Source organism: Roseateles sp. P1_C1_2 (genome assembly GCF_056406535.1).
Genome location: NZ_JBFUAB010000016.1, coordinates 60,387 through 80,073, shown reverse-complemented (window position 1 = coordinate 80,073; position 19,687 = coordinate 60,387). Strand labels below are relative to the sequence as shown.

Here is a 19,687-nt window from a genome sequence, read left to right as displayed (position 1 = left end):
CGATGCACAAGCGCCGCTGCTTCGACAGGATCTGGGTGCCGCTGTTGTTGGCGGTCTGTGCCGATACGGCCTGGGCCATGAAATGCCCGCCATTCGGGGTGACGAACACGGAGCGGGCGGTGCAGCAGAAGTTCAACGAGGCTTCGGCCGTCTGGGTCGGGCGGGTGAAGGCCATCGGGGACAAACTCAGTTACCGCGGCGATATGTTCAATGCGTCGCAAAAGGTCGAGTTCACGGTCGAACGGTGGTTGAAGGGACGCGGCGGCGCCGAGGTGGGCGCCGTGGTGCCGGCGGGCAGTGCTGAGGCGGTGGGGCAGCGCCTGCTGGTCTTCGCGCGTCCGAACACGCCGCAGCAGCGCCTGGAGCAGACGCGTATCCGCTGGGCGACCCGGCGCCAGGACGCCGCGATGGCGCTTGCCAAGGGTGCCAATGGCCTCTTGGCGGATCCAGAGCGCTTCGAAGCGCTGATGGCGTCAGCCGATCGCAGCCGCGAACTCGTCACCGTGGCGGCCGCTGACATCCCGCTGCTCACGGCGGCGATTGGGGCGTGCGAGTTCTCCGTTTTCCCCTTCGGCGAGCTTGCCGCAGAAGCGGGGGCTGGCCGCAGCGTGCTGCCCGACCCGTTCGACAATCAGGGCGAAGACCTGCTCTGGCGGCTGGAAAACATGCCGCCCGCGGGCACAGGCGGGCGGCTGTGGCTCAGCCTGGAGGTCGAGATGGCTCCTGCCATGGCAGACGTCGCCGTCCATGCCGAGATCCGCCCAGCGGCCAGTCCCACGGAAGGCGTGGTCGGCTTGCTTGGTGACGGACAAGGCGAACGCCGCTTCGGTGTGCGATGGCTGGATCTTGTCCAGCGGCGCAGCGCGCTGAGCCCCGTCACCCTGCCGCCAGGCAGCTATCGCCTCGAGTTGCCAACGCTGCCGGGCTACCAACTGCGCTGCCCGCCGGTGCTCCACCAGGACGAGTGCCTGAGCTTCACGGTGGCCGACGGCGAACTCGTGCTGCGCAAGCTGTTCTACACGCCGATGCCGGCTGCAGCCGTGCCGGCACCGGTCACCACCACGCGCCAGTTGGATGAATTCAAGCGTCGCTGGGCTCAGCACCTTGTCCGCGCGGTTCGACGAAACTAGTCCTCTTCGCTTCGACTCCCGCGACAGCCATGCTCGGCACCCACGACCTCCTGCTGTTCTCAGCCACCGTCTTCGTCCTCAACGCGACGCCCGGTGTCGACATGGCCTACACCGTCGCCAGCACGCTGCGCGGCGGCTGGCGCCAGGGCGTGGCGGCGGCCATCGGCATCATGGCCGGCTGCGTGCTGCATTCGCTGGCGGCGGCGTTTGGCCTCGCCGCCCTGCTCGCCACGTCGGCCGAGGCCTTCACCGTCGTCAAACTCGTCGGCGCGGCCTATCTGCTCTACGTCGCCTGGGGCATGGCCAAGGCCGGCCTGCGCCCCGCRTCCGCTGCCGCCGAAGTCAGCGCGCCGCCCTCGCTGTGGCGCACGGTGCGCCAGGGCTTCTTCACGAATGCGCTGAATCCCAAGGTGGCGCTGTTCTTCCTGGCGCTGCTGCCGCAGTTCATCGAGGCCGACGCGCCGGACAAGACGCTGGCCTTCCTGTTCCTGGGTGCCTGGTTCATCGCCCAGGGCCTGCTCTTTCTGCTCGCCCTCATCGTGCTGGTGGCCCCCTTGCGCCGCAGCCAGCCGCGGCCCTGGCTGGGGCGTGGCCTCAACCTCGGCGGTGCCGGCCTCTTCACCTTGCTCGCGGCCAAGCTCGCATTGACCAAACCATGAATGTTCTGATCATCGGCGCCTCGCGCGGCCTGGGCCTGGAATTCGTGCGCCAGTACCGCGCCGCCGGCGCCCGCATCACGGCCACGGCGCGCGACGAGGCCGCGCTGGAGCGCCTGCAGGCCCATGGCGCCCGGGCGTTGAAGCTGGACGTGACGGACACCGCCAGCGTGGCGGGCCTGGCCTGGTTGATCGACGGCGAGGCCTTCGACGTCGTCGTCATCAATGCCGGTGTCTACGGTCCCAGCACCGCGGGCCTGGCGGCACCGACCGAGGCCRACTTCGACGCCGTCATGCACACCAATGTGCTGGCGCCCATGCGCCTGCTGCCGCAGATCGCCGAGGCGCTGGCGCCCGGCGCGCGCGTGGCCATCATCTCGTCCAAGATGGGTTCCCTGGCGCTGCGGGTCAGCACGTCCGGCTGGCTCTACCGCGCTTCCAAGGCGGCCGTGAACTCGGTGATGAAGGACGCAGCCCTGGCCTTGGCCGGCAAGGCCACCGTCATCAGCTTCCACCCCGGCTGGGTGCGCACCGACATGGGCGGCGCCGGTGCCGACATCGACGCGTCGACCAGCATCGCCGGCATGCGCACCGTGCTGGCCAGCGTGAAGCCTTCGGATACAGGCAGTTTCTTCAATTACGACGGGCAACGACTGGCCTGGTGAGTCCCCTTTATCGGCGGCGCGGCGGGCCATCGGCTTGCGCTAAGGTCTCAGTCCATGGACACGACCTTCGCCGAAGCTGAAACCACCACACTGATCCGCGTCGGGGAAACCTGCGAGCGCCAGATCCGATTCACGCGCGAGGACATCGCCGCCTTTGCTCGCCTGACCGGTGACTCCAACCCCCTGCACCACGACGTGCAGGCGGCCCAGCGGGCCCGCCACGGGGAGATCATCGCCAGCGGCCAGCAGACGACGGCCCAGATGATCGGCCTCGTCGCCAGCCACTTCTCACGCGGCGACGATGGCCAGGCCCGCGAGTTGCTGTGCCTGAACTTCAACTTCGCCTTCAAGGCACCGGTGTTTGCCGAACAGGAGCTGTTGCTGCACTGGCGTGTGGCCAGCGTGGAATGGAGCGCCACGCTGGGCGGCTGGGTGGCGCATGTGGACGGGCGTGCCATGGTGCGCCACGCCCACCCTTGCGTGATCGGCCGCGGCACGCTGCTCGTCAAGGCAGCCAGGCCCTGACCTCGTCGGCCAGCGTGGCCACGTCGATGGGTTTGCCAATGTGGGCGGCACAGCCGGCCGCCAGCGCCCGCGCGCGCTCCTCGGGCATGGCCTGGGCGCTCATCGCCAGCACCGGCACATCGCGCAGTGCCGGATCGGCTTTCAGGCGGCGCGTGGCCTCGTAGCCGTCGAGCACCGGCATGCGCAGGTCCATCAGGATGAGGTCGGGCCGGTGCGCGGCAGCGGCCTCGAGAGCCAGCTGGCCATTGGCCGCCCAGTCCACCTCGAAGCCGGCCGCCTCCAGCACATAGCGCGCGAGATAGGCGTTGGTCGCGTTGTCCTCGACCAGCAGCACCCGCGGCAATGTCACGGCAGAGGTCATGGCACCGGCTCCAGCTCGATGATGAAGCGCGAACCGCCGCCTTCGGCCGCTTCGTGGCGAATGCGGCCCTGCATGCGCTCCAGCAACTGGGCGCTGAGGTAGAGACCCAGGCCGGTGCCTTCCTGGGCATGGGTGACACCGCCTTCGAGCTGCTTGAAGGGCTGGAAGAGCAGGGCGCGGTGCTCCTCGGGGATGCCGGGGCCGTGATCCCTGACGCTCAGCACCAGGCGCTCGGCCTCTTGCCAGGCCTGGATCTCGATGTCGCCCTGCTCGGAGAACTTGATGGCATTGCCCACCAGGTTGAGCAGCACCTGGGTCAGCTTGCGGCGGTCGCCGCGCCAGGGCAGCGACGGGGCCATGCCCAGCTTCAGAGCCAGGCCGCGCGGTTCGGCCAGCGGGCGCAGCTGGCCGGTGACGTCGGCGGCGATCGCGGCGATGTCGATGGGCTCGATGTGCAGGTCCAGGCGGCCGGCCTCGATGCGCGACAACTCCAGCAGGTCGTTGATGAGGGCCAGCAGGTGGCGGCCCGAACTGGCGACGAAGCCGAGCTGGCGCTTCTGCTCGGCGTTGACCGGGCCGCTGCGGCCATCGTGCATCAGGTCGGTGAAGCCGAGGATGGCATTCAGCGGCGTGCGCAGCTCATGACTCATGCGCGCCAGGAACTCGGACTTGAGCCGGTCGGCCTCCTGCAGTCTCAGGTGCTCGGCGGCCACCCGCTCGGCCGCCTTGCGCTCCGAGATGTCGTGCAGCAGGCCGACGAACAGCGTCTCGCCATCGAGTTCGAAGCGCGAGAAGCGGATCTCCACCGGCAGGTCGTGGCCATCGGCGTGGCGGGCCAGGGTCTCGACGCCGCGCCAGTTCAGGCGTTTTTCTCCGGTCGCCATGTGGCGGGCCAGGCCGGCGACATGGGCCGCCCGCAGGGCCTCGGGCTGCAATGTGGCCAGCGGCTGGCCGCTGAGGCTGCCCGGTTCATGGCCCAGCAGCGCGTGGATGGCCGGATTGGCGAAACGGATGGTGCTGCCGCCATCGATGATGACGGCGCCGTCGATGCTGGTCTCCCACAGCGAGCGGAACAGCGCCTCGCTGCGCTGCACGGCCTGGTGGGCGGCTTGATCCTCGTGGGCGCGCCGGATCACGAGGACAGCGGCGGTCAGGCCGAACAGCAGGGCGCTGACCATCAGCATCCCGATCAGCGCCGCCGCCGTGATGCGCGACGCCAGACCGAGGCTGGCCGAGAAGCGGTGCTCCATCGGCGTCAGTCGCGCGTCCAGGGCCAGCACGCGGGGCTGGAGCGCCGCGCGGGCCTCGGGCGGCAGTTCGCGAGCCTGGCGGGCCAGCGCGGTCATCTCGGCAATCAGCTCGTCGGCCTCACGCCAGATGCCGACCGAATCGGCCATGTAGGGCAGGCCCCGGCAGCAGCGGTAGAGCCGGACCATGCCCGGCGCGTCATCGGCGTGGTTGCGCGAATCGATGAAGCCCTGGCGGGCCTCATCGTCATGGGCGCCGCCTTTGTCCATGGCCTCGCGCGCACGCCTGGCGTTCAGGGGCACGGCGATCTCGCGCTCGAAGGCCTGGTATTGCGCTTCTTCACCGGATTGCAGATAGAGCACCAGGGCCAGCGCCGCGCTCTTCTGCGCGCGTGACCACTGGCTCTCTCCGGCGACATAGGCGCGTGCGGCCGACAGCGCCGTGATGGCGTACAGCCCCAGCACGGCCAGCAGCGCCGCCATGCCGAGCAGCAGCCAGGCCACGCGGCGCGCGCCGTGCGGCAGCACGGTCGGCCGGGTGGAAGCGTTAGCGGGGCTCACCACATCCGAGTATGCCCAGCCGCTGCCGGCGCGGGAACCTCAGGACGTAGGACGTTCCGTGCCGTCCTGCCCAGGCCCCGACCGCGCGGTCAGGGCAATCCGGTCGTTACTTCGTCACGCCGCCGGCAGGCCCCTCCACCTCGAAGCTGCCCACCAGCACCTGTTGGCCGCTGCCGGACAGGCGCAGCACGACACGCTCGTCCTTTTGCGCACCGCTGCCGAAGCCGGTGGACAGCCACAGCATCAGCGTCGTGTAGGGCGACACCAATTGCTGGCGGTGGCCGAAGAACTGGGCGCGCACCTCGTAGCGGCCCGGCTTGGCGCGGCGCAGCGAGAACTCCTCGGGGCCGTAGCCGCCGGTGAAGTCGCGGGACATGGCGCCGCCCTGGCGCGTCAGGCGGTTGCCGTAATAGGCCTTCTCCCCGTTGGGGTCGGTCACCCAAAGGTCGATGTCGGTGTTGTCGGCGTCCCAGCTCAGCACGGCGCGCAGGTCCAGCGGCAGGTTGCGGCGCAGGCGCGCATCGACACGCGACAGGTCCAGCTTCGGCGCACGGGCGGCGAGGGCGTTGAGCTCGGTCAGCGCGATCAGGTCGATGTCGGCAAAGCGACCATCCCAGGGTTGGCTGGCCACGTCCCACAGCAGCTCCAGCGCGCGCTGGGGCTGGGTGGCGGCGAGGGCCAGCGCCAGATCGCGCGAGGACTGGGGCTCGTCCGGCGCCAGTTCGCGCACGCGCTCCAGCAGCGGCACGGCCAGGGCGGTCTCGTCGGCCTGCAGCAGGCGGTAGGCCAGGATGCGCAGGATGTGGCGGTTCTCCAGTTCCATCTCGGCCAGGTTGGACAGCACGCGCATGGCCAGGCCGCGCTGGCCCTTCGCGAAGAAGATCTCGGCCGCGTCGATGAAGAAGGCGGTGCTGGACAGATAGCCCGGCCGCTCGTCCAGGTAGACGGCGTAGCGCTCGGCGTCGCTGGCCTCGCGCAGGCGGCGCACATAGGCGGCGTTGGGTTCCCAGGCGCGCAGCGCGATGCTGGCGGTGGACGCAGGCGCGACGCTGGCGCTGTCCATGGCCTCACGGCGTGCGCCGGCCAGGACCACGGATTCGAGCGTGGCCGGCATGGCCGCGCGGGCCGGCACAGGCGCAGCAGGCGCGTGCGCCGTAGCGGGAGCGGGCATGGGGAGAGCGCTGATCGGCGCCCGAATGTCCGCCTTGAAGGCCGGCGGTGGCGTCCTGGCATCGCGGGCCTGAGCCGGGGGCACGGTCTGCCGGCTCTGCTCTGCAACGATGGCCACGGCGGCGACCTTGGGTTCCGCCGCCACGGTCTGCGGGAACTCCTGTGCCCACCAGGCCTCGCGCTGCTTGAAGCGCTGCACCAGGCTGTCGATATGCCGCTCGCGGTCGGCCTGGCGCGTGGCGCCGCGCTGGGCCAGGCTCTGCTGGTAGGTCGCGCGCATGCTGGCGGTGGGCGGCACGATCTCGTAGCGCACGTAGTCGGCCAGTTCGTCCAGCACGATCAGCGAGGTCTCGGCGCTGAGCAGGCGGAACTGCTCGCCGAGGCGGCGGATCTGGGCGCGGTTGCGCTGCTGCTCGGCCGACAGCTCGGCCACCCGCAATTCCGCCCAGCGCCGCGCGGCCAGTGGCAGCGTGGCTTCGTCATGGGGCGGGACTGATCGCGGCGCCTGCAGTTCGATCCGGCGCTGGCTGCGCTGCCCCTGGCCGTCGACGAGGGTGAGGATGAGGCGGGCCGTGACCGTGTTCAGGCGGGCGGCGACCGCGAGGCGGCCGTTCTCGGGGTGGAGGGATTCGGCGACCACGTCCTCGGCGCCTTCGGCCCTCAGGTCCACCACGCGCAGGCCCGGCCGTGTCAGCGCGGCCAGCGCCGTGGCGGTGTCCATCCGGTTCAGGTCGAGCAGGCGGGCACCGCCGTTCTCGGCCAGCCGGCGCAGCCGCGGCAGGTCGGCCCGGCTGGCGGCATTCACCGTGAACACAGGGCCCACGGGGGGCAGGCTGCCGAGGTCGGGCCAGGTGGCCAGGCCGTCGCTGAACAGCAGGCTCAGGCTGGCATGGCCCGAGGCGGCTGCCGACAGGCCGGCGTACCAGGCGGCGGGGCTGCTGGCGCCGTCGTAGGGCAGTTGCTGCAGCGTGCGGCGCAGGGCCTGCCAGTCGCCAGCGCGCACATCGAAGTCGCGCACCGGCTCGGCAGTGTCGCGCGCGACGGTGAGGTGGACGCGTATGTCGCGGGCGGCGGCGAACAGCGCGTCCAGCAGCGCGAACTCGCGGGCGTGGTCGCGCTCGGCACCGGAGCCCGAGGCATCCCAGGCGAGATGGAGATCGCGAGGCAGGCGGGCGGCGCCACGCGCGCCCTCGAGGGCGGCGATCTCGGCATAGGCGTAGACCGCGCCGCCATGCTCGTTCACGACGATGCTGTCGCCGCCGCTGGCGGCCCAGCTCAGCGTGAGGGCCTCGCGCGGCTGCCAGTCGCTGCGCTTGAGCTGCATGGCCGTCTCGTCACCGCGTGCGAAGCTCTCCACGCCGGCCAGCGCGCCACCGGCCTGGGGCTTGCCGCCGCCGCGCAGGTCGAGGCGGCCTTCGAACTGGGCGATGGGCTGGCCGAAGTTCAGCGGCAGGCGGTATTGCATACGGCCCGAAGCGGTGGGCTGCAGCGTCTCGGCCAGTTGCAGCAGCACGCGCCGCTCGCCGTTGGGCGGCACGGGGTAGATGCGCAGCTTGAAGTTGTTGCCGGCGGTGCGCTCCAGCAGTGCCGGGTCGACGCGGCGGCGCGAGATGTCGTCGAAGACCTGGCGGCCCTTGTCCTTGGGCACGGGCACGGCGCTGACCATCTCGCCGCGCACGTCCAGCGCGAAGCCGACGACGCTCTGGCCCGCATCGAGCGGGAACTCCAGCGTGGCTTCGAGCTGGCGCGGGTTGGGGTTGCGCACGACCAGCTCGATGCGCGTCTGCGCCTGGCTGCCTGCCAGCGTGGCCTGGACCTGCACGCGCTGCAGCGTCAGCGGCAGGCCGGCCTCGGGCACGACGAAGCGCGGCATGGGCGGCGCTATGGGGGGCGGTGGCTTCACCGGCATTGGCGGCGGGCTGAGCGCGAAGGCGGCCGAGGTGGCAAGGCAGAGCAGGGCGAGCAGCGAGCGAAGCGTCGTGGCAGAAGGCATGAAGGAACTCCGTGGCGGGTGGCTCCTGCTTCTACGGCGGCGGCGGGCAAACAGGGTGAACGACCTCGCAACGCCCAAGTCGACAATAGCGCCATCCCCAACGTAGTCGGAAAGCGCCACCCATGCTCCTCCCCGAAGACCACCTCGCCGTGCAAGACGCCATCCGCGCCTTCGTGCAGGCCGAGATCGCCCCCCACGCCGCGGCCTGGGACAAGAACCATCACTTCCCCGCCGAGCAGTTGAAGGGCCTCGCCGCCCTGGGCTGCTATGGCGTCGCCGTGCCCACCGAGTGGGACGGCGCGGGGCTGGACTACCTGGCTCTGTCGGTCATCCTGGAAGAGATCGGTGCCGGTGATGGCGGCACGAGCACGGTGGTCAGCGTCAACAACTGTCCGGTCTGCTCCATCCTGATGGGCTTTGCCAACGACGAGCAGAAGGAGCGCTTCCTGAAGCCGCTGGCGCGCGGCGACATGCTGGGCGCCTTCTGCCTGACCGAGCCCCATGTCGGCTCCGAGGCTGGCGGCCTGCGCACGACCGCCGTGCGGGACGGTGACGACTATGTGCTGAACGGCGTCAAGCAGTTCATCACCAGCGGCAAGCACGGCGACGTGGCCATCGTCATGGCGGTGACCGACAAGGCCGCCGGCAAGAAGGGCATCAGCGCTTTCGTCGTGCCGACGAACACGCCCGGCTACCAGGTTGCGCGCATCGAGGAGAAGATGGGCCAGCACAGCAGCGACACGGCCCAGATCCTGTTCGAGAACTGCCGCGTGCCGGCCGCCAACCGCCTCGGCGACGAAGGCCAGGGCCTGAAGATCGCGCTGTCGGGCCTGGAGGGCGGGCGCATCGGCATTGCCTCGCAATCGGTCGGCATGGCACGCGCGGCGTTTGAGGCGGCGCTGCGCTACAGCAAGGACCGCGTCACCTTCGGCCAGCCCATCTTCAACCACCAGGCAGTGCAGTTCAAGCTGGCCGAGATGGCCACGCAGATCGAGGCCGCGCGCCAGCTGATCTGGCATGCCGCCAGCCTGAAGGATGCCGGCCGGCCCTGCCTGAAGGAGGCTGCCATGGCCAAGCTGTTCGCCAGCGAGATGGCTGAGCGCGTTTGCTCAGAAGCCATCCAGATCCACGGCGGCTACGGCTACCTCAGCGACTTCCCCGTGGAGCGCATCTACCGCGACGTGCGGGTCACGCAGATCTACGAGGGCACGAGCGAGGTGCAGAAGATCCTGATCGGGCGGGCGCTTGCCCAGGCCTGATCAGGCGATGCGCGCGAACAGCTGCTGAGCCAGGACCTGCTCGCCGTTCTCAGGCGCGCGGGAATGCTGGCAGGCCGGGCGCGTCTTGATCGGGCGCGTCATCAGCGTGACATGACTCGCGAAACCTTCGCAGGCGAGACCCTGGGTCTTGGTGCGGAAACCGCAGTGCCGCCAGAAGGCCAGCGCGCGGGCGTTGGACTCCACGACGGTGATGTACCAGCTCGAGATGTCCGCCCAGCGCCGCGCCTGCACGCTCAGGCGTTCGACGATTTCGCAGCCGATGTGCTGCTGCTGCACCCGCTGGTGCACCAGCAGCAGCAGCAGCGCGGCGCAATCGCGAGTGGGCGCATGCAGTGCGACCTGGGCCAGGCCGATGGCCTGGTCATGCTCGAAGGCCGCAAAGGTGAGGCGGTGTTCGGGGGCGCACTCGTCCGGAAAACGCCGCCACAGCGGCTCGGCCATGTCGGCGCTGGGCAGGCGCCCGTAGTTCTCCAGCTCGTAGCTGGGGTTCGAAAGAAAAAGCTCCGATGCGATGCCGCGATCGGCATCGGAGTCGAGATTGAGGCGGCGGAGAAACATTGTGGCAAACGGCGTACCYGGGACGCTGGATCTTCGTAACTGCAAGTCAACAGCAAGCTTCAACAAGGTAAACGAAAAGTAAGGCCCGTAGCCGATTCCGTGGTCCCTAACTTCGCAATCTGGGGGCTGTTGGTGCCATGTTGTTGCAATTTTTCCGACGCCAAATATCGGTCCGCAGATCCGGTTTATTTGGAACGTTGTTTTGCCTTTTGGCGCATTGACCGTCCGCGGCCTGGATCGTCGATTCACGCGCCGGGCTTGCCGTCCGTCGCAGCCCGATCGGCGGCAAGGGGCGGGCGCCCTAGCATCCGCTCCAGTTCGATTCAGGAGGTGGCATGGACGAGGTACTGGTGGCACGCGGCCTGCGCAAGGCCTACGGAGACCGGACGGCGGTGCACGAGGTCAGCCTCGCATTGCGGCCCGGCGAGGTGCTGGGTCTGCTCGGCCCCAACGGCGCCGGCAAGTCGACGACGGTGGGCATGATCTGCGGCCTGACGGTGCCCGACGCCGGCACCGTGACCCTGTCCGGCGGTGTCAGCCTGGCCTCGGACGAAGCCGGCTACAAGCGCCGCATCGGCCTCGTGCCCCAGGACATCGCGCTGTATGAGGAATTGCCGGCGCGCATGAATGTCGAACTGTTCGGCAACCTCTACGGCATGGCGCCCGAAACGCTCAAGCGCCGTACCGACGAGGTGCTGGCCATGGTCGGCCTGTCCGACCGCGCCAAGGACAAGCCTTCGACCTTCTCCGGCGGCATGAAGCGGCGCCTCAACATCGCCTGCGCGCTGATCCATGACCCCGAGGTCATCCTGCTCGACGAGCCCACGGCCGGTGTCGATCCGCAAAGCCGCAACGCCATCTTCGACAACCTCGAGATRCTCAAGCGTGCCGGCAAGGCGCTGATCTACACGACGCACTACATGGAGGAAGCCGAGCGCCTCGCCGACCGCCTCGTCATCATCGACCACGGTCGCGTCGTCGCCAGCGGCACCCAGGCCCAGCTGTTCGCGCTGCTGCCGGCCTCGCAGATCCTTCAGGTCGAGATCGAAGGCGAGCCCGACGATGCGGCGCTGCAGGGCCTGGCCGGCTTTCCCGATGTCAGGCGCGTCGGCCAGCGCCTGGACGTCAGCCTGGGCGACATCGCCCGGGACACCGGCCCCATGCTCACTGCGCTGGCCCAGCGTGGCGTCAAGGTGCGGGGTCTCGCCTCGGCGCGAGCCACGCTCGAAGACGTCTTCCTGTCTCTCACCGGCCGTCAACTGCGGGACTGAACCATGCAAGCCGTGCTCGCCCTCGTCCGTGCAGAACTCAAGCTGCACTTCTCCAACCGCCGTGCGCTGCTGATGAGCATCGTCGCGCCCATCCTCATCGCCGCCTTCTTCGGCAGCCTGTTCGGCACCAGCAGCAAGATGGCAGGCATCCCGGTCGGCGTTGTCGACAGCGACCACAGCCCGCTGTCCCAGCGCGTCGTCGCGGCGCTGCAGGCCGAGCACTCGCTGAAGACCACGGTGGGCGACGAGGCCGAGCTGCTGGCCCAGGTGCGGGCCGGCAAGCTGCGCGCCGTCGCCATCCTGCCCGCGGGCCTGGGCGAGCAGGCCGGCCGTGCGCTGTTCGGCGCCGGCAGCAAGCCCGAGATCGCGCTGTACTTCGACCCCTCGCAGGCCAGCGCTTTGGCCGTCGTGCGCGGGCTGCTGGCGCAGACGCTGATGCAGGAAGTCAGCCGCAGCAGCTTCAGCCCCGCGGCCCTGGGCGATATGCGCAAGCAGGTGGGCGACGCGACCGGCATGCCGACCGAACAACGCGCGGCCCTCGTGAAGATGTTCGACGCCATCGGCCAGGTGCAGCGCAGCGAGGCGGGGGCCTCCGCCGCGTCCTCCGCTTCAGCGGGCGACGCAGGAAATGTGGGCGGCTTGTCCATGCCCTACACGACGCGCGAGATCGAGGCCCTGCAGTCCGGCGCCAACGCCGCGCCGGTGGCCTACAACAGCTATGCCCACTCCTTCGCCGGCATGGGCGTGCAATTCATCCTGATGAGCGGCGTCGAGATGGGCATGGGCCTGCTGTTGATGCGCCGCCTGGGCCTGTGGAAGCGGCTGCGCGCCGCACCGTTGTCGCGCGCCCAGCTGCTCGGCAGCCGCATCGCGGCCAGCGCCCTGATCTCCCTGATCGTGTTCGCCGTCATCTACGTGGTCGCCATCGCGGCCTTCGGCGTGCGCGTGCTCGGCAGCCCAGCGGGTTTCGCGCTTGTGCTGGCCTGCTTTGCGCTGCTGACGGCCAGCTTCGGCCTGCTCATCGCGGCCCTGGGCCGCACGCCGGAGGCCACGCGCGGCCTGGCCATCCTCGCCACACTCCTGATGGTCATGCTGGGCGGCGCCTGGGTGCCGGCCTTCATCTTCCCGGAATGGCTGCAGACGGTGTCACTCGCCGTGCCGACACGCTGGGCCGTCGATGCGCTGGATGCCATGACCTGGCGCGGTCAGCCCTTTGCCGAGGCCCTGCTGCCGAGCGCGGTGATGCTGGGCTTCAGCGCGGCCTTCGGGCTGCTGGCGATCTGGCGGTTTCGCTGGGAGGAGTGAAGTTCACCGCCCGGGATGGCACCCTCTCGCGCAGCGTCGAGGGTGCTCGGTCAGGTTGTTCGCATCGAATGGAGAGCTCGGCAACGGGGCGCGAATCCACAACCGGCCTGGGATGACGAAAGAAGAACATGGCAGACGGATAGGGTTGCGAGACAGGCCGAGGGGGCCAAGCGAGAGGCGCGAGGCTCAGCCCTGCACCGGCTCGCTGCGGCTGGCGCGCCAGCAGGCAATCAGCTCGCGCGCCAGGCCAGGCAGCTCGCCGCGGCCCACCCGCTTGGCAAAGCCGAAGCGTTCACCGGCATAGATGCGGTCGTAGGCCATGCGCGAGACATGGGCCGGCCAGCCCTGGGCGGCCATCAGCGCGGAGAAGCGCTCCAGCAGTTGCAGCTCGGCCTGYACGGGACGCTCGTGCGGTGTCCAGCGGTCGTCCAGCACCAGACGCGACGACCCTTCGGCCAGGCTGATGCGGCGCGGGCCGAAGCTGGGCAGCGGGATTGGGCGGCGGTGGCGGCGTGACATGCCTGTGAAGATAGGCCCGACACCCGCAGCAGCCGTGCCGAAAAACACCGTTTCCGGGGCTTGCGATCCGGCCGGGCGCGTAACGGAGGCCCAAGGTGTGGGCTTGGTCACGCTCAGCGGATCGCGGCCACCCAACGCTCGAAGCGTGGCGCCATGCGCCAGCCATCCTCGCCCAGCCAGTCCGCCGAGACCAGCACATGATGGGCGCGGCCGATCAGCTTCTCGCGCGGCACGCTGCCGATGAAGCGCGAGTCCTCGCTGTTGTCGCGGTTGTCGCCGAGCAGGAAATACTGGCCCGCCGGCACCGTGATCTCGGCGAAGTCGCGTCGCGCGCGCAGGGCCGGCAGCAGTTGCACGGTGTGCTCGCGCCCACCCAGGTTTTCGGTCGCGCGGACCGCGTCGACGACCCAGCCCGGCGCCACGCTTTCGCCGCGGGTCTGGCGGTCGGTATGGACCAAGGCTTGACCGTTCAAGATCAGCACATCGTTGCGCATCGCGATGCGGTCGCCTGGCAGGCCGACGATGCGCTTGATGAGGCGCGTGCCGCCGGCCGGCGAACTCAGCGTGACGACATCGCCGCGCTGCGGTTCACCCAGGGGCAGCAGCACGACATCGGTCAGCGGCAGCTTGAGGTCATAGGCCAGGCGGTTGACGAGAACGACGTCACCCTCCAGCAGCGTCGGCCGCATCGAGCCCGAGGGGATGGGATTCCAGTCGGCCACCGCGGTGCGGAACAAGGCGAAGCTGAGCAGGAAGAGGATGAAGCCGCGGTTGTCGCGGAGGGTGCGTCGGATGTCCATGCCGCCATGTTCGGGTGGCCCCGCCGGTGGCGGCGCCATGAGCGGGTGAATGGCGGGTTGAGGTGGGCGAATGGCGGCGGCGTTGCGCGAACCGCAGGTACAAACCGGCATGGACATGGATTTCACGCCGCTGGCCGAAGCCGACCTGCCGATGCTGCACGGTTGGCTGCAACGCCCCCATGTCGCGCAATGGTGGGGGCCGGCCGACACCGTCGACGAACTGCGTGAGGACTTCCTGACCGGTGGCACGACGCGTGCCTTCATCGCCCACCTGGGCGGCGAGGCGATCGGCTTCGTGCAGTGCTATGTCGTCTTGGGCTCGGGCGACGGCTGGTGGGAGGACGAGACCGACCCCGGTGCGCGCGGCATAGACCAGTTCCTGGCCCACGAAACCCAACTGAACCAGGGCCTGGGCCGGGCAATGGTGAAGGCCTTTGTCGCCCAGCTGTTCGAGGACCCGGTCGTCACTGTCGTGCAGACCGACCCGTCGCCCGGCAACCCGCGCGCCATCCGCTGCTATGCGGCGGCTGGTTTCGAGGCGGCCGGCGAGGTGGTGACGCCCGACGGCGCAGCGCTGCTGATGCGCTGCCGACGCCGCACCGAGCGACGCTGAGGCGTGCGCGCCGCGACTGCGCGGCGATGCACGCCCCAGCGGGTAGCTCAGGCCGGTGGATCCTTGGACCGCGTGCGCGACACGGCCATCATGATGCCGACGCCGGCCACGATGAGGCAGGCGATGGCGACATAGGTGGCGGCCAGGCCGGCCGTGATCAGCGCCCAGGCGAGACCGCCCAGCAGCACGGCCAGGCCGACGATATAGAGCAGGAATGACATGGAACCTCCTGTCGGTGGAGCGATGCCCCATCTCGTCGGGACACTCTAGTGAAGCGGGCTGCCACGCATGGTCGGACGTCGTTGAAGCCGGTCGTAGGTGGCTTCCTACCGGCGCTGCGGATCTGCGCCGGCTCAGGCGCCAAGGGCTGCGGACTATCTTGGGCGTGACCGCAGATCGGGAGTCAGTCATGCAGTTGTCCCATCGCTCGATGCCGGCCCAGGCTGTCGGCCTGCTGGCCTGGCTGGCCATCGTCTTCGTCGCCGCCGCGTTGGGTGCCATCGCTTCCAGCGACGCGCCAGCCTTTTATGGCGGGCTGGCCAAGCCGGAATGGGCGCCGCCGGCATCGGTTTTCGGACCGGTCTGGTCCGTGCTCTATGGGTTGATGGCCGTGGCGGCCTGGTGGGTGTGGCGTGAGCGGACGGCCGCGGGCCGCGGCGCGGCACTGGGTCTTTTCGTCGCCCAGCTCGTCGCCAACGCGCTGTGGTCCTGGCTGTTCTTCGGCTGGCACCACGGTGCGCTGGCGTTTGGGGACGTGTTGCTGTTGCTCGGCCTCGTCATCGCGACGCTCATCGCCTTCTGGCGCATCCGCCGCGCGGCGGGCTGGCTGCTGCTGCCCTACGCCGCCTGGGTCAGCTTTGCCAGCGCGCTGACCTGGGCGGTCTGGCAGGCCAACCCCGGCCTGCTCTAGCGGGGCGTCTATGCTGCCGGGAGGGAGGCCGCTGTCTGGAGGACGGCGGGATACAAACGCTTGCGCAAGTCGACGCTCACCTTGACCGAGGCCGGCACGGTCACCCTGATCTGCTTCGGCTTGTTCATCCTGTTTTCCTTCCAGGCCATGGCGGAGGGCTTCCCGGAGGTCCGTTTCTCTGACGCGGGCAATGCCGGCATCGTGGGCCTGGAGCTGGTGCTGGGCGCCTGCGGGCTGATCTTTCTGCACCTGCGCGGCTTCGACATCCGCTCGCTCCAGCCCATGCCGACGCTGCGGGACAGCCTGATCGGCCTGGGGCTGTTTGTGCTGTCCTGGCTGCTGGCGGTCGTCGCGATGCTGCTGTTCAGCACGCCGGGCCAGACCGAGGCGGCGGAGATCTCCTCCCAGGGGCTTTCCGCGCTGTCGACGGTGACGCTGGCCCTCGTCAACGGCAGCTATGAGGAGATCTTCCTGCTCGGCGTGCTGGTGCGTGGGCTGCGGGGCTTCGGCCTGTCGCTGGCCGTTGGCCTGCCGCTGCTGGTCCGCGTGCTGTATCACACCTACCAAGGCCCCTTGGGGCTGGTGGCGGTCGGCACCGTGGGCCTGGTGCTGACGCTGGCCTACGTGGGCACGGGCCGGCTGTGGCCGCCGGTGCTGGCCCACATCCTGTTGGACGTCGCCGCGCTGCTCTGACTCAGCGCAGGCTGGAGGGCAACTCGGCAAAGTCCTCGCTGCGTTGCAGCGTGTTCAGTGCCGCCAGCAGGTCGGGCGGCGGCACGACCAGCTTGCGTGCCGCCAGGTCCAGCCAGCCCCCCCGTGCTGTCGATGCGCGCGCACAGCTTGCCGCCCGGGCCGACGATGTCGTTGCGCATCAGGAAGCGCGAGCCGTCCGCCGCCAGGCCGGCCAGGTGCAGCGTCACGGTGATGGGCTGCAACAGACCGACCTCGCTGAAGTAGGCGATCTCGTCCCTGGCGATGACCGGTCCCAGGCGGCGCTCGGCAAATGCCTTCATCTCGAAGCCGCTGTCGGCGAAGAACATCATGCGCACGTCGGCCGCCCGGTCCAGGAAGGCGGTGTTGCGCATGTGGGCGTTGCTGTCCATGTCGCCCCAGCCGGCGATGAAGGGTTTGCTGTACATCGCTCAGGCGTTCTTCAGGCCGAGCACTTCGATGGGCTCGATGTTGAGCGGGAAGGCAAAGAGCTCCTGCCCCTTGCCCATCAGCGCCTGGGCGATGGGGCCGCTGAGGTGGCGCTGGCGGCCGGCCTCGTCGTGGAAGGCGTCGAAGACGCCAAACGTCGTCGGCGACAGCTTGAGCGCGAACCAGATCGGCGTCGTCGCCTCTTCATTGGCCATGGCGAGGGCGGTGTGCAGAAAGTCTTCGGCATCGGCGGCCTTGCCGGGCAGGGCCTCGAGGCGTACGAACAGGGCAAGCTTGATCATGATGAAGTTCTCCAGAGGGATGGCGTCGCGGATTCGACCCTGCGCACTCTAGGCAGGCGGCCCCTCTGGAGCTATCGTCGCGAACGACAACTTTGATATCGTTCGCGCCATCATGAAATTGGACGTCCTGGCCCTGGGCGGTGTCTTCGACACCGGCCTGGCCGCCGTGCTCGACACGCTGGCCACCGCCAATGAACTCGCCGCCGCCCAGGGTTGGCCGGCGCCGCCCTTCGATGTGCGCATCGTCGGCCTGCGCCGGCGCGTGCAGACGGCGCTGGGCATGCAGGTACCGGTGCAAGCGGTGGACGGGCGGGCGGCCGACTGGCTGGTGCTGCCCGCCATCGGCGCCAAGATGCCGCCGGCGCTGGTGGCGGCGCTGGCCACGCGCGAGGTGCAGGAGGCGGCGATGCATCTGCGCGAGCGCCATGCGACCGGCACGCGCATCGCGGCGGCCTGCATCGGCGGCTTCGTGCTGGCCGAGTCGGGGTTGCTGGACGGTCACGACGCCACCGTCTCCTGGTGGCTGGGCCCGCTGTTCCGCGAGCGCTACCCGGCGGTGCGCCTGGACGAGTCGCGCATGCTGGTGGCCTCGGGCGACTTCATCACGACCGGCGCTGCCATCGCCCACATGGACTTGGCGCTGTCGCTGGTGCGCCAGGTCAGCCCCGAGCTGGCGGCGGTCACGGCCCGCTACCTCATCGTCGACCCGCGGCCCTCGCAGGCGCCGTACGTGATCCCCGACCATCTCGCCCACAGCGACCCGCTGGTGGCGCGTTTCGAGCGCTGGGCGCGTGAGCGCCTGGCCGAGGGTTTCTCGCTGGACGCCGCAGCGGCCGCGCTGGCGACCAGCCCGCGCACTTTGCAGCGGCGGCTCGAGGCCGTGCTCGGCAAGTCACCCCTGAGCTATGTGCAGGACCTGCGCGTGCAGCACGCCGTGCACCTGCTGCAGACCAGCCGCAGCGACGTCGAGGCCATCGCGGCCGAGGTGGGCTATGCGGATGCGGTGACGCTGAGGGCGCTGTTGAGGAGGAAGCTGGGGCGGGGCGTGCGGGAGTTGAGAGCCCGAGGGTAGGTGTTCAAACTCCGCCCGATGGCCGTTGCAACAGCGTGCCGCTTCTGCCGATGTTTTGTTGGCATAGTCATTGCCAACAACCTCTTGCGAGAGCCGCGGCGTTGTTATCCGGCAATGGATGCGGCTACACGACGCGTTAGGCAACCTCACAGCACCATGCATCTATTCTGCGCATTACTACTTGCGGTGATGTCATCTCTCGCCGTTGCGGGCGACAACCCGAAATATTCATGTGATGACAAGCCGGGCTGCACTCAAGAGACGTCAGGCCCATTCGACATTGGGGCCGGTGTGCTGCTCGACTTGCCTGACGGCTGGACCTTGCTGGCCTATCCGCAAATGCAAATCAACGACCTCAAGCTTCGAGAACTTCGGATATTCAAGGGCGAGGTCATTCTCGCGATCACACCCTTTCCCAATCTTGACGGACGTACCGTAAGAGAGGCGTGGCTTCGCCAGATGCTGCTGAAGTCGGCAGGCCAATACGTACGCCAATCCAAGGAAGAGGTCACCAGCATCGAGTCCATCAGTCACGATGACTTCGTCGGTGCGATGTACAGCTTTACCAGCGACCCGGGAGCCGGCAGACCCTTCAAGGTACTTCCCAATCGGCGATTTGCCAGCGTGTCTGGGCTCACCTTCTCGGCCAAGTCCATCATCTTCTCCGTGAGCGTGGCGTCTGAAGGCGAGCCCGATGGTGACTATCGGGCGGCGCTGGCAGCCTTTCGCGCCGTCAAGTAGCGTGTGGATAGGGGCGGTTTTCGGATCGCACTCACTTCCCCGCCCTCGCGTCCGGCGCAGCCTGCGCCACCACCTCAGCAGCGCTTTCAGCGCCCTCGCCCCGCCTGGGCTGCGGGTGGTTGACGACCGCCACCAGCCCACGCACCTTGTAGCGACGGCCTGAAGCGGTGCTCGGCAAGTCGCCACTGGCCTACGTGCAGGACCTGCGCGTGCAGCGCGCCGTGCACCTGCTGCAGACCAGCCGCAGCGACGTCGAGGCGATCGCGGCCCAGGTGGGGTAGGCGGACGCGGTGACGTTGAGATCGCTGCTCAGGCGCAAGCTCGGTCGCGGCGTGCGGGAGCTCAGGGCAGGGGTTAGCGAGAATGCGCCGATGAGCATCCAGCCCCCCAGCGCCTACATCAAGGAAACCGGCACCAGCAAGGGCCGCGGCGCGTATGCGGCGCGAGCCCATGCCAAGGGCGAGACCGTCGAGGCCTGCCCGGTGGTGCTGTTCACCGGCTCCTATGCATCCGTGCCCGACGAGGTCCGCAAGCTGCTCTTCAACTGGGGCGTGCTGGCGCGTACGGATGCGGCCCACTGCCTGGCGCTCGGCTATGGCAGCCTCTACAACCACGAGAACCCGGCCAATATGCGCTACGAGGCCGACGCCGCATCGCGGGTGCTGCGCTTCATCGCCATCCGCGACATCGCTGCCGACGAGGAGCTGACGGTGAACTACAACGCCGTCGGTGGCGGCCATGAGTCCGATCAGAACACCTGGTTCGACGGCATGGGCGTCGAGGTGTTCGGCGGCTGACGCTGGCGCCGATGGCATCATGCCCTTCGCAGGGGTGTCAACCCCGTTCCTCGGCGCCCTACCGGACCACC

At 69.1% G+C, this 19,687-nt stretch carries 22 protein-coding genes and 1 pseudogene; 14 read left to right on the top strand and 9 right to left on the bottom strand.

The window, feature by feature from the left end; genetic code table 11:
• Positions 1 to 2: 2 nt before the first annotated feature.
• The 4 genes from AC1D2H_RS17055 to AC1D2H_RS17040 are packed head-to-tail and all read left to right on the top strand — an operon-like array spanning position 3 to position 2,976.
• Positions 3 to 1,130, top strand: a complete 1,128-nt coding sequence (locus AC1D2H_RS17055; protein WP_478011794.1) for a hypothetical protein — start codon at positions 3 to 5, stop codon at positions 1,128 to 1,130.
• Between the two features lie 29 nt (positions 1,131 to 1,159).
• On the top strand, positions 1,160 to 1,789 hold the full coding sequence (locus AC1D2H_RS17050) for a LysE family translocator (protein WP_478011793.1): 630 nt from the start codon (positions 1,160 to 1,162) through the stop codon (positions 1,787 to 1,789).
• Entirely contained in the window at positions 1,786 to 2,451 is a 666-nt protein-coding gene (locus AC1D2H_RS17045) for an SDR family oxidoreductase (RefSeq protein WP_478011792.1), read from the top strand. The genes AC1D2H_RS17050 and AC1D2H_RS17045 overlap by 4 nt, the downstream gene beginning before the upstream one ends.
• Before the next feature lie 54 nt (positions 2,452 to 2,505).
• On the top strand, positions 2,506 to 2,976 hold the full coding sequence (locus tag AC1D2H_RS17040; protein WP_477932459.1) for a MaoC family dehydratase: 471 nt from the start codon (positions 2,506 to 2,508) through the stop codon (positions 2,974 to 2,976).
• Here AC1D2H_RS17040 and AC1D2H_RS17035 read toward each other — a convergent pair.
• The 3 genes from AC1D2H_RS17035 to AC1D2H_RS17025 form a co-directional block, all read right to left on the bottom strand.
• Positions 2,957 to 3,337 (bottom strand): response regulator, encoded by a 381-nt coding sequence (locus tag AC1D2H_RS17035; protein WP_477932457.1) that lies wholly within the window; start codon positions 3,335 to 3,337, stop codon positions 2,957 to 2,959. The genes AC1D2H_RS17040 and AC1D2H_RS17035 overlap by 20 nt on opposite strands.
• A complete protein-coding gene (locus AC1D2H_RS17030) occupies positions 3,334 to 5,145 on the bottom strand; it encodes a PAS domain-containing sensor histidine kinase (protein ID WP_478011791.1) in 1,812 nt (603 codons plus the stop codon). Before AC1D2H_RS17030 ends, AC1D2H_RS17035 begins: the two co-directional genes overlap by 4 nt.
• 106 nt (positions 5,146 to 5,251) lie before the next feature.
• Positions 5,252 to 8,308 carry a VIT domain-containing protein gene (locus AC1D2H_RS17025; RefSeq protein WP_478011790.1) on the bottom strand — a complete coding sequence of 1,019 codons (3,057 nt, stop codon included), beginning with the start codon at positions 8,306 to 8,308 and terminating at the stop codon, positions 5,252 to 5,254.
• 122 nt (positions 8,309 to 8,430) lie between these two features.
• On the opposite strand from AC1D2H_RS17025, the gene AC1D2H_RS17020 reads away from it, so the two are divergent.
• Positions 8,431 to 9,567 carry an acyl-CoA dehydrogenase family protein gene (locus AC1D2H_RS17020; RefSeq protein WP_477932451.1) on the top strand — a complete coding sequence of 379 codons (1,137 nt, stop codon included), beginning with the start codon at positions 8,431 to 8,433 and terminating at the stop codon, positions 9,565 to 9,567.
• Here the strand turns inward: AC1D2H_RS17020 and AC1D2H_RS17015 are convergent, their stop codons facing one another.
• The gene (locus AC1D2H_RS17015; RefSeq protein WP_478011789.1) at positions 9,568 to 10,146 is read right to left on the bottom strand and encodes a GNAT family N-acetyltransferase; all 579 of its coding nucleotides are present in this window, start codon (positions 10,144 to 10,146) and stop codon (positions 9,568 to 9,570) included.
• A 335-nt stretch (positions 10,147 to 10,481) separates the two neighbouring features.
• Here AC1D2H_RS17015 and AC1D2H_RS17010 point away from each other — a divergent pair, with 335 nt between their 5' ends.
• Positions 10,482 to 11,417 carry an ABC transporter ATP-binding protein gene (locus tag AC1D2H_RS17010; protein WP_478011788.1) on the top strand — a complete coding sequence of 312 codons (936 nt, stop codon included), beginning with the start codon at positions 10,482 to 10,484 and terminating at the stop codon, positions 11,415 to 11,417.
• A gap of 3 nt (positions 11,418 to 11,420) precedes the next feature.
• A complete protein-coding gene (locus AC1D2H_RS17005; protein ID WP_478011787.1) occupies positions 11,421 to 12,722 on the top strand; it encodes an ABC transporter permease in 1,302 nt (433 codons plus the stop codon).
• A gap of 186 nt (positions 12,723 to 12,908) precedes the next feature.
• On the opposite strand, the gene AC1D2H_RS17000 is transcribed toward AC1D2H_RS17005, so the two are convergent.
• Entirely contained in the window at positions 12,909 to 13,241 is a 333-nt protein-coding gene (locus AC1D2H_RS17000; protein WP_477932444.1) for a hypothetical protein, read from the bottom strand.
• 113 nt (positions 13,242 to 13,354) lie between these two features.
• Positions 13,355 to 14,041, bottom strand: coding sequence for a signal peptidase I (lepB, locus tag AC1D2H_RS16995; protein WP_477932442.1), 687 nt, complete (start codon positions 14,039 to 14,041; stop codon positions 13,355 to 13,357).
• Positions 14,042 to 14,150: 109 nt separating this feature from the next.
• Between lepB and AC1D2H_RS16990 the strand changes: the two genes are divergently transcribed.
• On the top strand, positions 14,151 to 14,654 hold the full coding sequence (locus AC1D2H_RS16990) for a GNAT family N-acetyltransferase (RefSeq protein ID WP_478011786.1): 504 nt from the start codon (positions 14,151 to 14,153) through the stop codon (positions 14,652 to 14,654).
• A 47-nt stretch (positions 14,655 to 14,701) separates the two neighbouring features.
• Here AC1D2H_RS16990 and AC1D2H_RS16985 read toward each other — a convergent pair whose 3' ends face one another.
• Positions 14,702 to 14,875, bottom strand: a complete 174-nt coding sequence (locus AC1D2H_RS16985) for a hypothetical protein (RefSeq protein WP_439467489.1) — start codon at positions 14,873 to 14,875, stop codon at positions 14,702 to 14,704.
• A gap of 188 nt (positions 14,876 to 15,063) precedes the next feature.
• Here AC1D2H_RS16985 and AC1D2H_RS16980 point away from each other — a divergent pair, with 188 nt between their 5' ends.
• The gene (locus tag AC1D2H_RS16980; RefSeq protein ID WP_478011785.1) at positions 15,064 to 15,564 is read left to right on the top strand and encodes a TspO/MBR family protein; all 501 of its coding nucleotides are present in this window, start codon (positions 15,064 to 15,066) and stop codon (positions 15,562 to 15,564) included.
• Positions 15,565 to 15,624: 60 nt separating this feature from the next.
• Positions 15,625 to 16,257, top strand: coding sequence for a CPBP family intramembrane glutamic endopeptidase (locus AC1D2H_RS16975; RefSeq protein ID WP_478011784.1), 633 nt, complete (start codon positions 15,625 to 15,627; stop codon positions 16,255 to 16,257).
• Here AC1D2H_RS16975 and AC1D2H_RS16970 read toward each other — a convergent pair.
• Both AC1D2H_RS16970 and AC1D2H_RS16965 read right to left on the bottom strand, forming a co-directional pair.
• Positions 16,185 to 16,703, bottom strand: a complete 519-nt coding sequence (locus AC1D2H_RS16970) for a thioesterase family protein (protein ID WP_478011783.1) — start codon at positions 16,701 to 16,703, stop codon at positions 16,185 to 16,187. The genes AC1D2H_RS16975 and AC1D2H_RS16970 overlap by 73 nt on opposite strands.
• A gap of 3 nt (positions 16,704 to 16,706) precedes the next feature.
• A complete protein-coding gene (locus AC1D2H_RS16965; protein WP_478011782.1) occupies positions 16,707 to 17,006 on the bottom strand; it encodes a putative quinol monooxygenase in 300 nt (99 codons plus the stop codon).
• A gap of 112 nt (positions 17,007 to 17,118) precedes the next feature.
• Here AC1D2H_RS16965 and AC1D2H_RS16960 point away from each other — a divergent pair, with 112 nt between their 5' ends.
• From AC1D2H_RS16960 to AC1D2H_RS16945, 4 genes and pseudogenes are all read left to right on the top strand, one after another.
• Positions 17,119 to 18,078, top strand: a complete 960-nt coding sequence (locus AC1D2H_RS16960) for a GlxA family transcriptional regulator (protein WP_478011781.1) — start codon at positions 17,119 to 17,121, stop codon at positions 18,076 to 18,078.
• Between the two features lie 189 nt (positions 18,079 to 18,267).
• Positions 18,268 to 18,819, top strand: coding sequence for a hypothetical protein (locus AC1D2H_RS16955; protein ID WP_478011780.1), 552 nt, complete (start codon positions 18,268 to 18,270; stop codon positions 18,817 to 18,819).
• A 152-nt stretch (positions 18,820 to 18,971) separates the two neighbouring features.
• Positions 18,972 to 19,172, top strand: a pseudogene (locus AC1D2H_RS16950) (helix-turn-helix domain-containing protein); the annotation flags it as partial.
• 18 nt (positions 19,173 to 19,190) lie between these two features.
• Positions 19,191 to 19,616 (top strand): SET domain-containing protein-lysine N-methyltransferase, encoded by a 426-nt coding sequence (locus AC1D2H_RS16945; RefSeq protein ID WP_478011865.1) that lies wholly within the window; start codon positions 19,191 to 19,193, stop codon positions 19,614 to 19,616.
• Positions 19,617 to 19,687: the final 71 nt, after the last annotated feature.

Coding starts and splice junctions, on each gene's coding strand:
- AC1D2H_RS17025 (WP_478011790.1), bottom strand. CDS start 8,308: ATGCCTTCTGCCACGACGCTTCGCTCGCTGCTCGCCCTGCTCTGCCTT.
- AC1D2H_RS16970 (WP_478011783.1), bottom strand. CDS start 16,703: ATGTACAGCAAACCCTTCATCGCCGGCTGGGGCGACATGGACAGCAAC.
- AC1D2H_RS16990 (WP_478011786.1), top strand. CDS start 14,151: ATGGACATGGATTTCACGCCGCTGGCCGAAGCCGACCTGCCGATGCTG.
- AC1D2H_RS17020 (WP_477932451.1), top strand. CDS start 8,431: ATGCTCCTCCCCGAAGACCACCTCGCCGTGCAAGACGCCATCCGCGCC.
- AC1D2H_RS16985 (WP_439467489.1), bottom strand. CDS start 14,875: ATGTCATTCCTGCTCTATATCGTCGGCCTGGCCGTGCTGCTGGGCGGT.
- AC1D2H_RS16955 (WP_478011780.1), top strand. CDS start 18,268: ATGTCATCTCTCGCCGTTGCGGGCGACAACCCGAAATATTCATGTGAT.
- AC1D2H_RS17005 (WP_478011787.1), top strand. CDS start 11,421: ATGCAAGCCGTGCTCGCCCTCGTCCGTGCAGAACTCAAGCTGCACTTC.
- lepB (WP_477932442.1), bottom strand. CDS start 14,041: ATGGACATCCGACGCACCCTCCGCGACAACCGCGGCTTCATCCTCTTC.
- AC1D2H_RS17040 (WP_477932459.1), top strand. CDS start 2,506: ATGGACACGACCTTCGCCGAAGCTGAAACCACCACACTGATCCGCGTC.
- AC1D2H_RS16965 (WP_478011782.1), bottom strand. CDS start 17,006: ATGATCAAGCTTGCCCTGTTCGTACGCCTCGAGGCCCTGCCCGGCAAG.
- AC1D2H_RS17015 (WP_478011789.1), bottom strand. CDS start 10,146: ATGTTTCTCCGCCGCCTCAATCTCGACTCCGATGCCGATCGCGGCATC.
- AC1D2H_RS16980 (WP_478011785.1), top strand. CDS start 15,064: ATGCAGTTGTCCCATCGCTCGATGCCGGCCCAGGCTGTCGGCCTGCTG.
- AC1D2H_RS17055 (WP_478011794.1), top strand. CDS start 3: ATGCACAAGCGCCGCTGCTTCGACAGGATCTGGGTGCCGCTGTTGTTG.
- AC1D2H_RS17035 (WP_477932457.1), bottom strand. CDS start 3,337: ATGACCTCTGCCGTGACATTGCCGCGGGTGCTGCTGGTCGAGGACAAC.
- AC1D2H_RS16960 (WP_478011781.1), top strand. CDS start 17,119: ATGAAATTGGACGTCCTGGCCCTGGGCGGTGTCTTCGACACCGGCCTG.
- AC1D2H_RS16945 (WP_478011865.1), top strand. CDS start 19,191: ATGAGCATCCAGCCCCCCAGCGCCTACATCAAGGAAACCGGCACCAGC.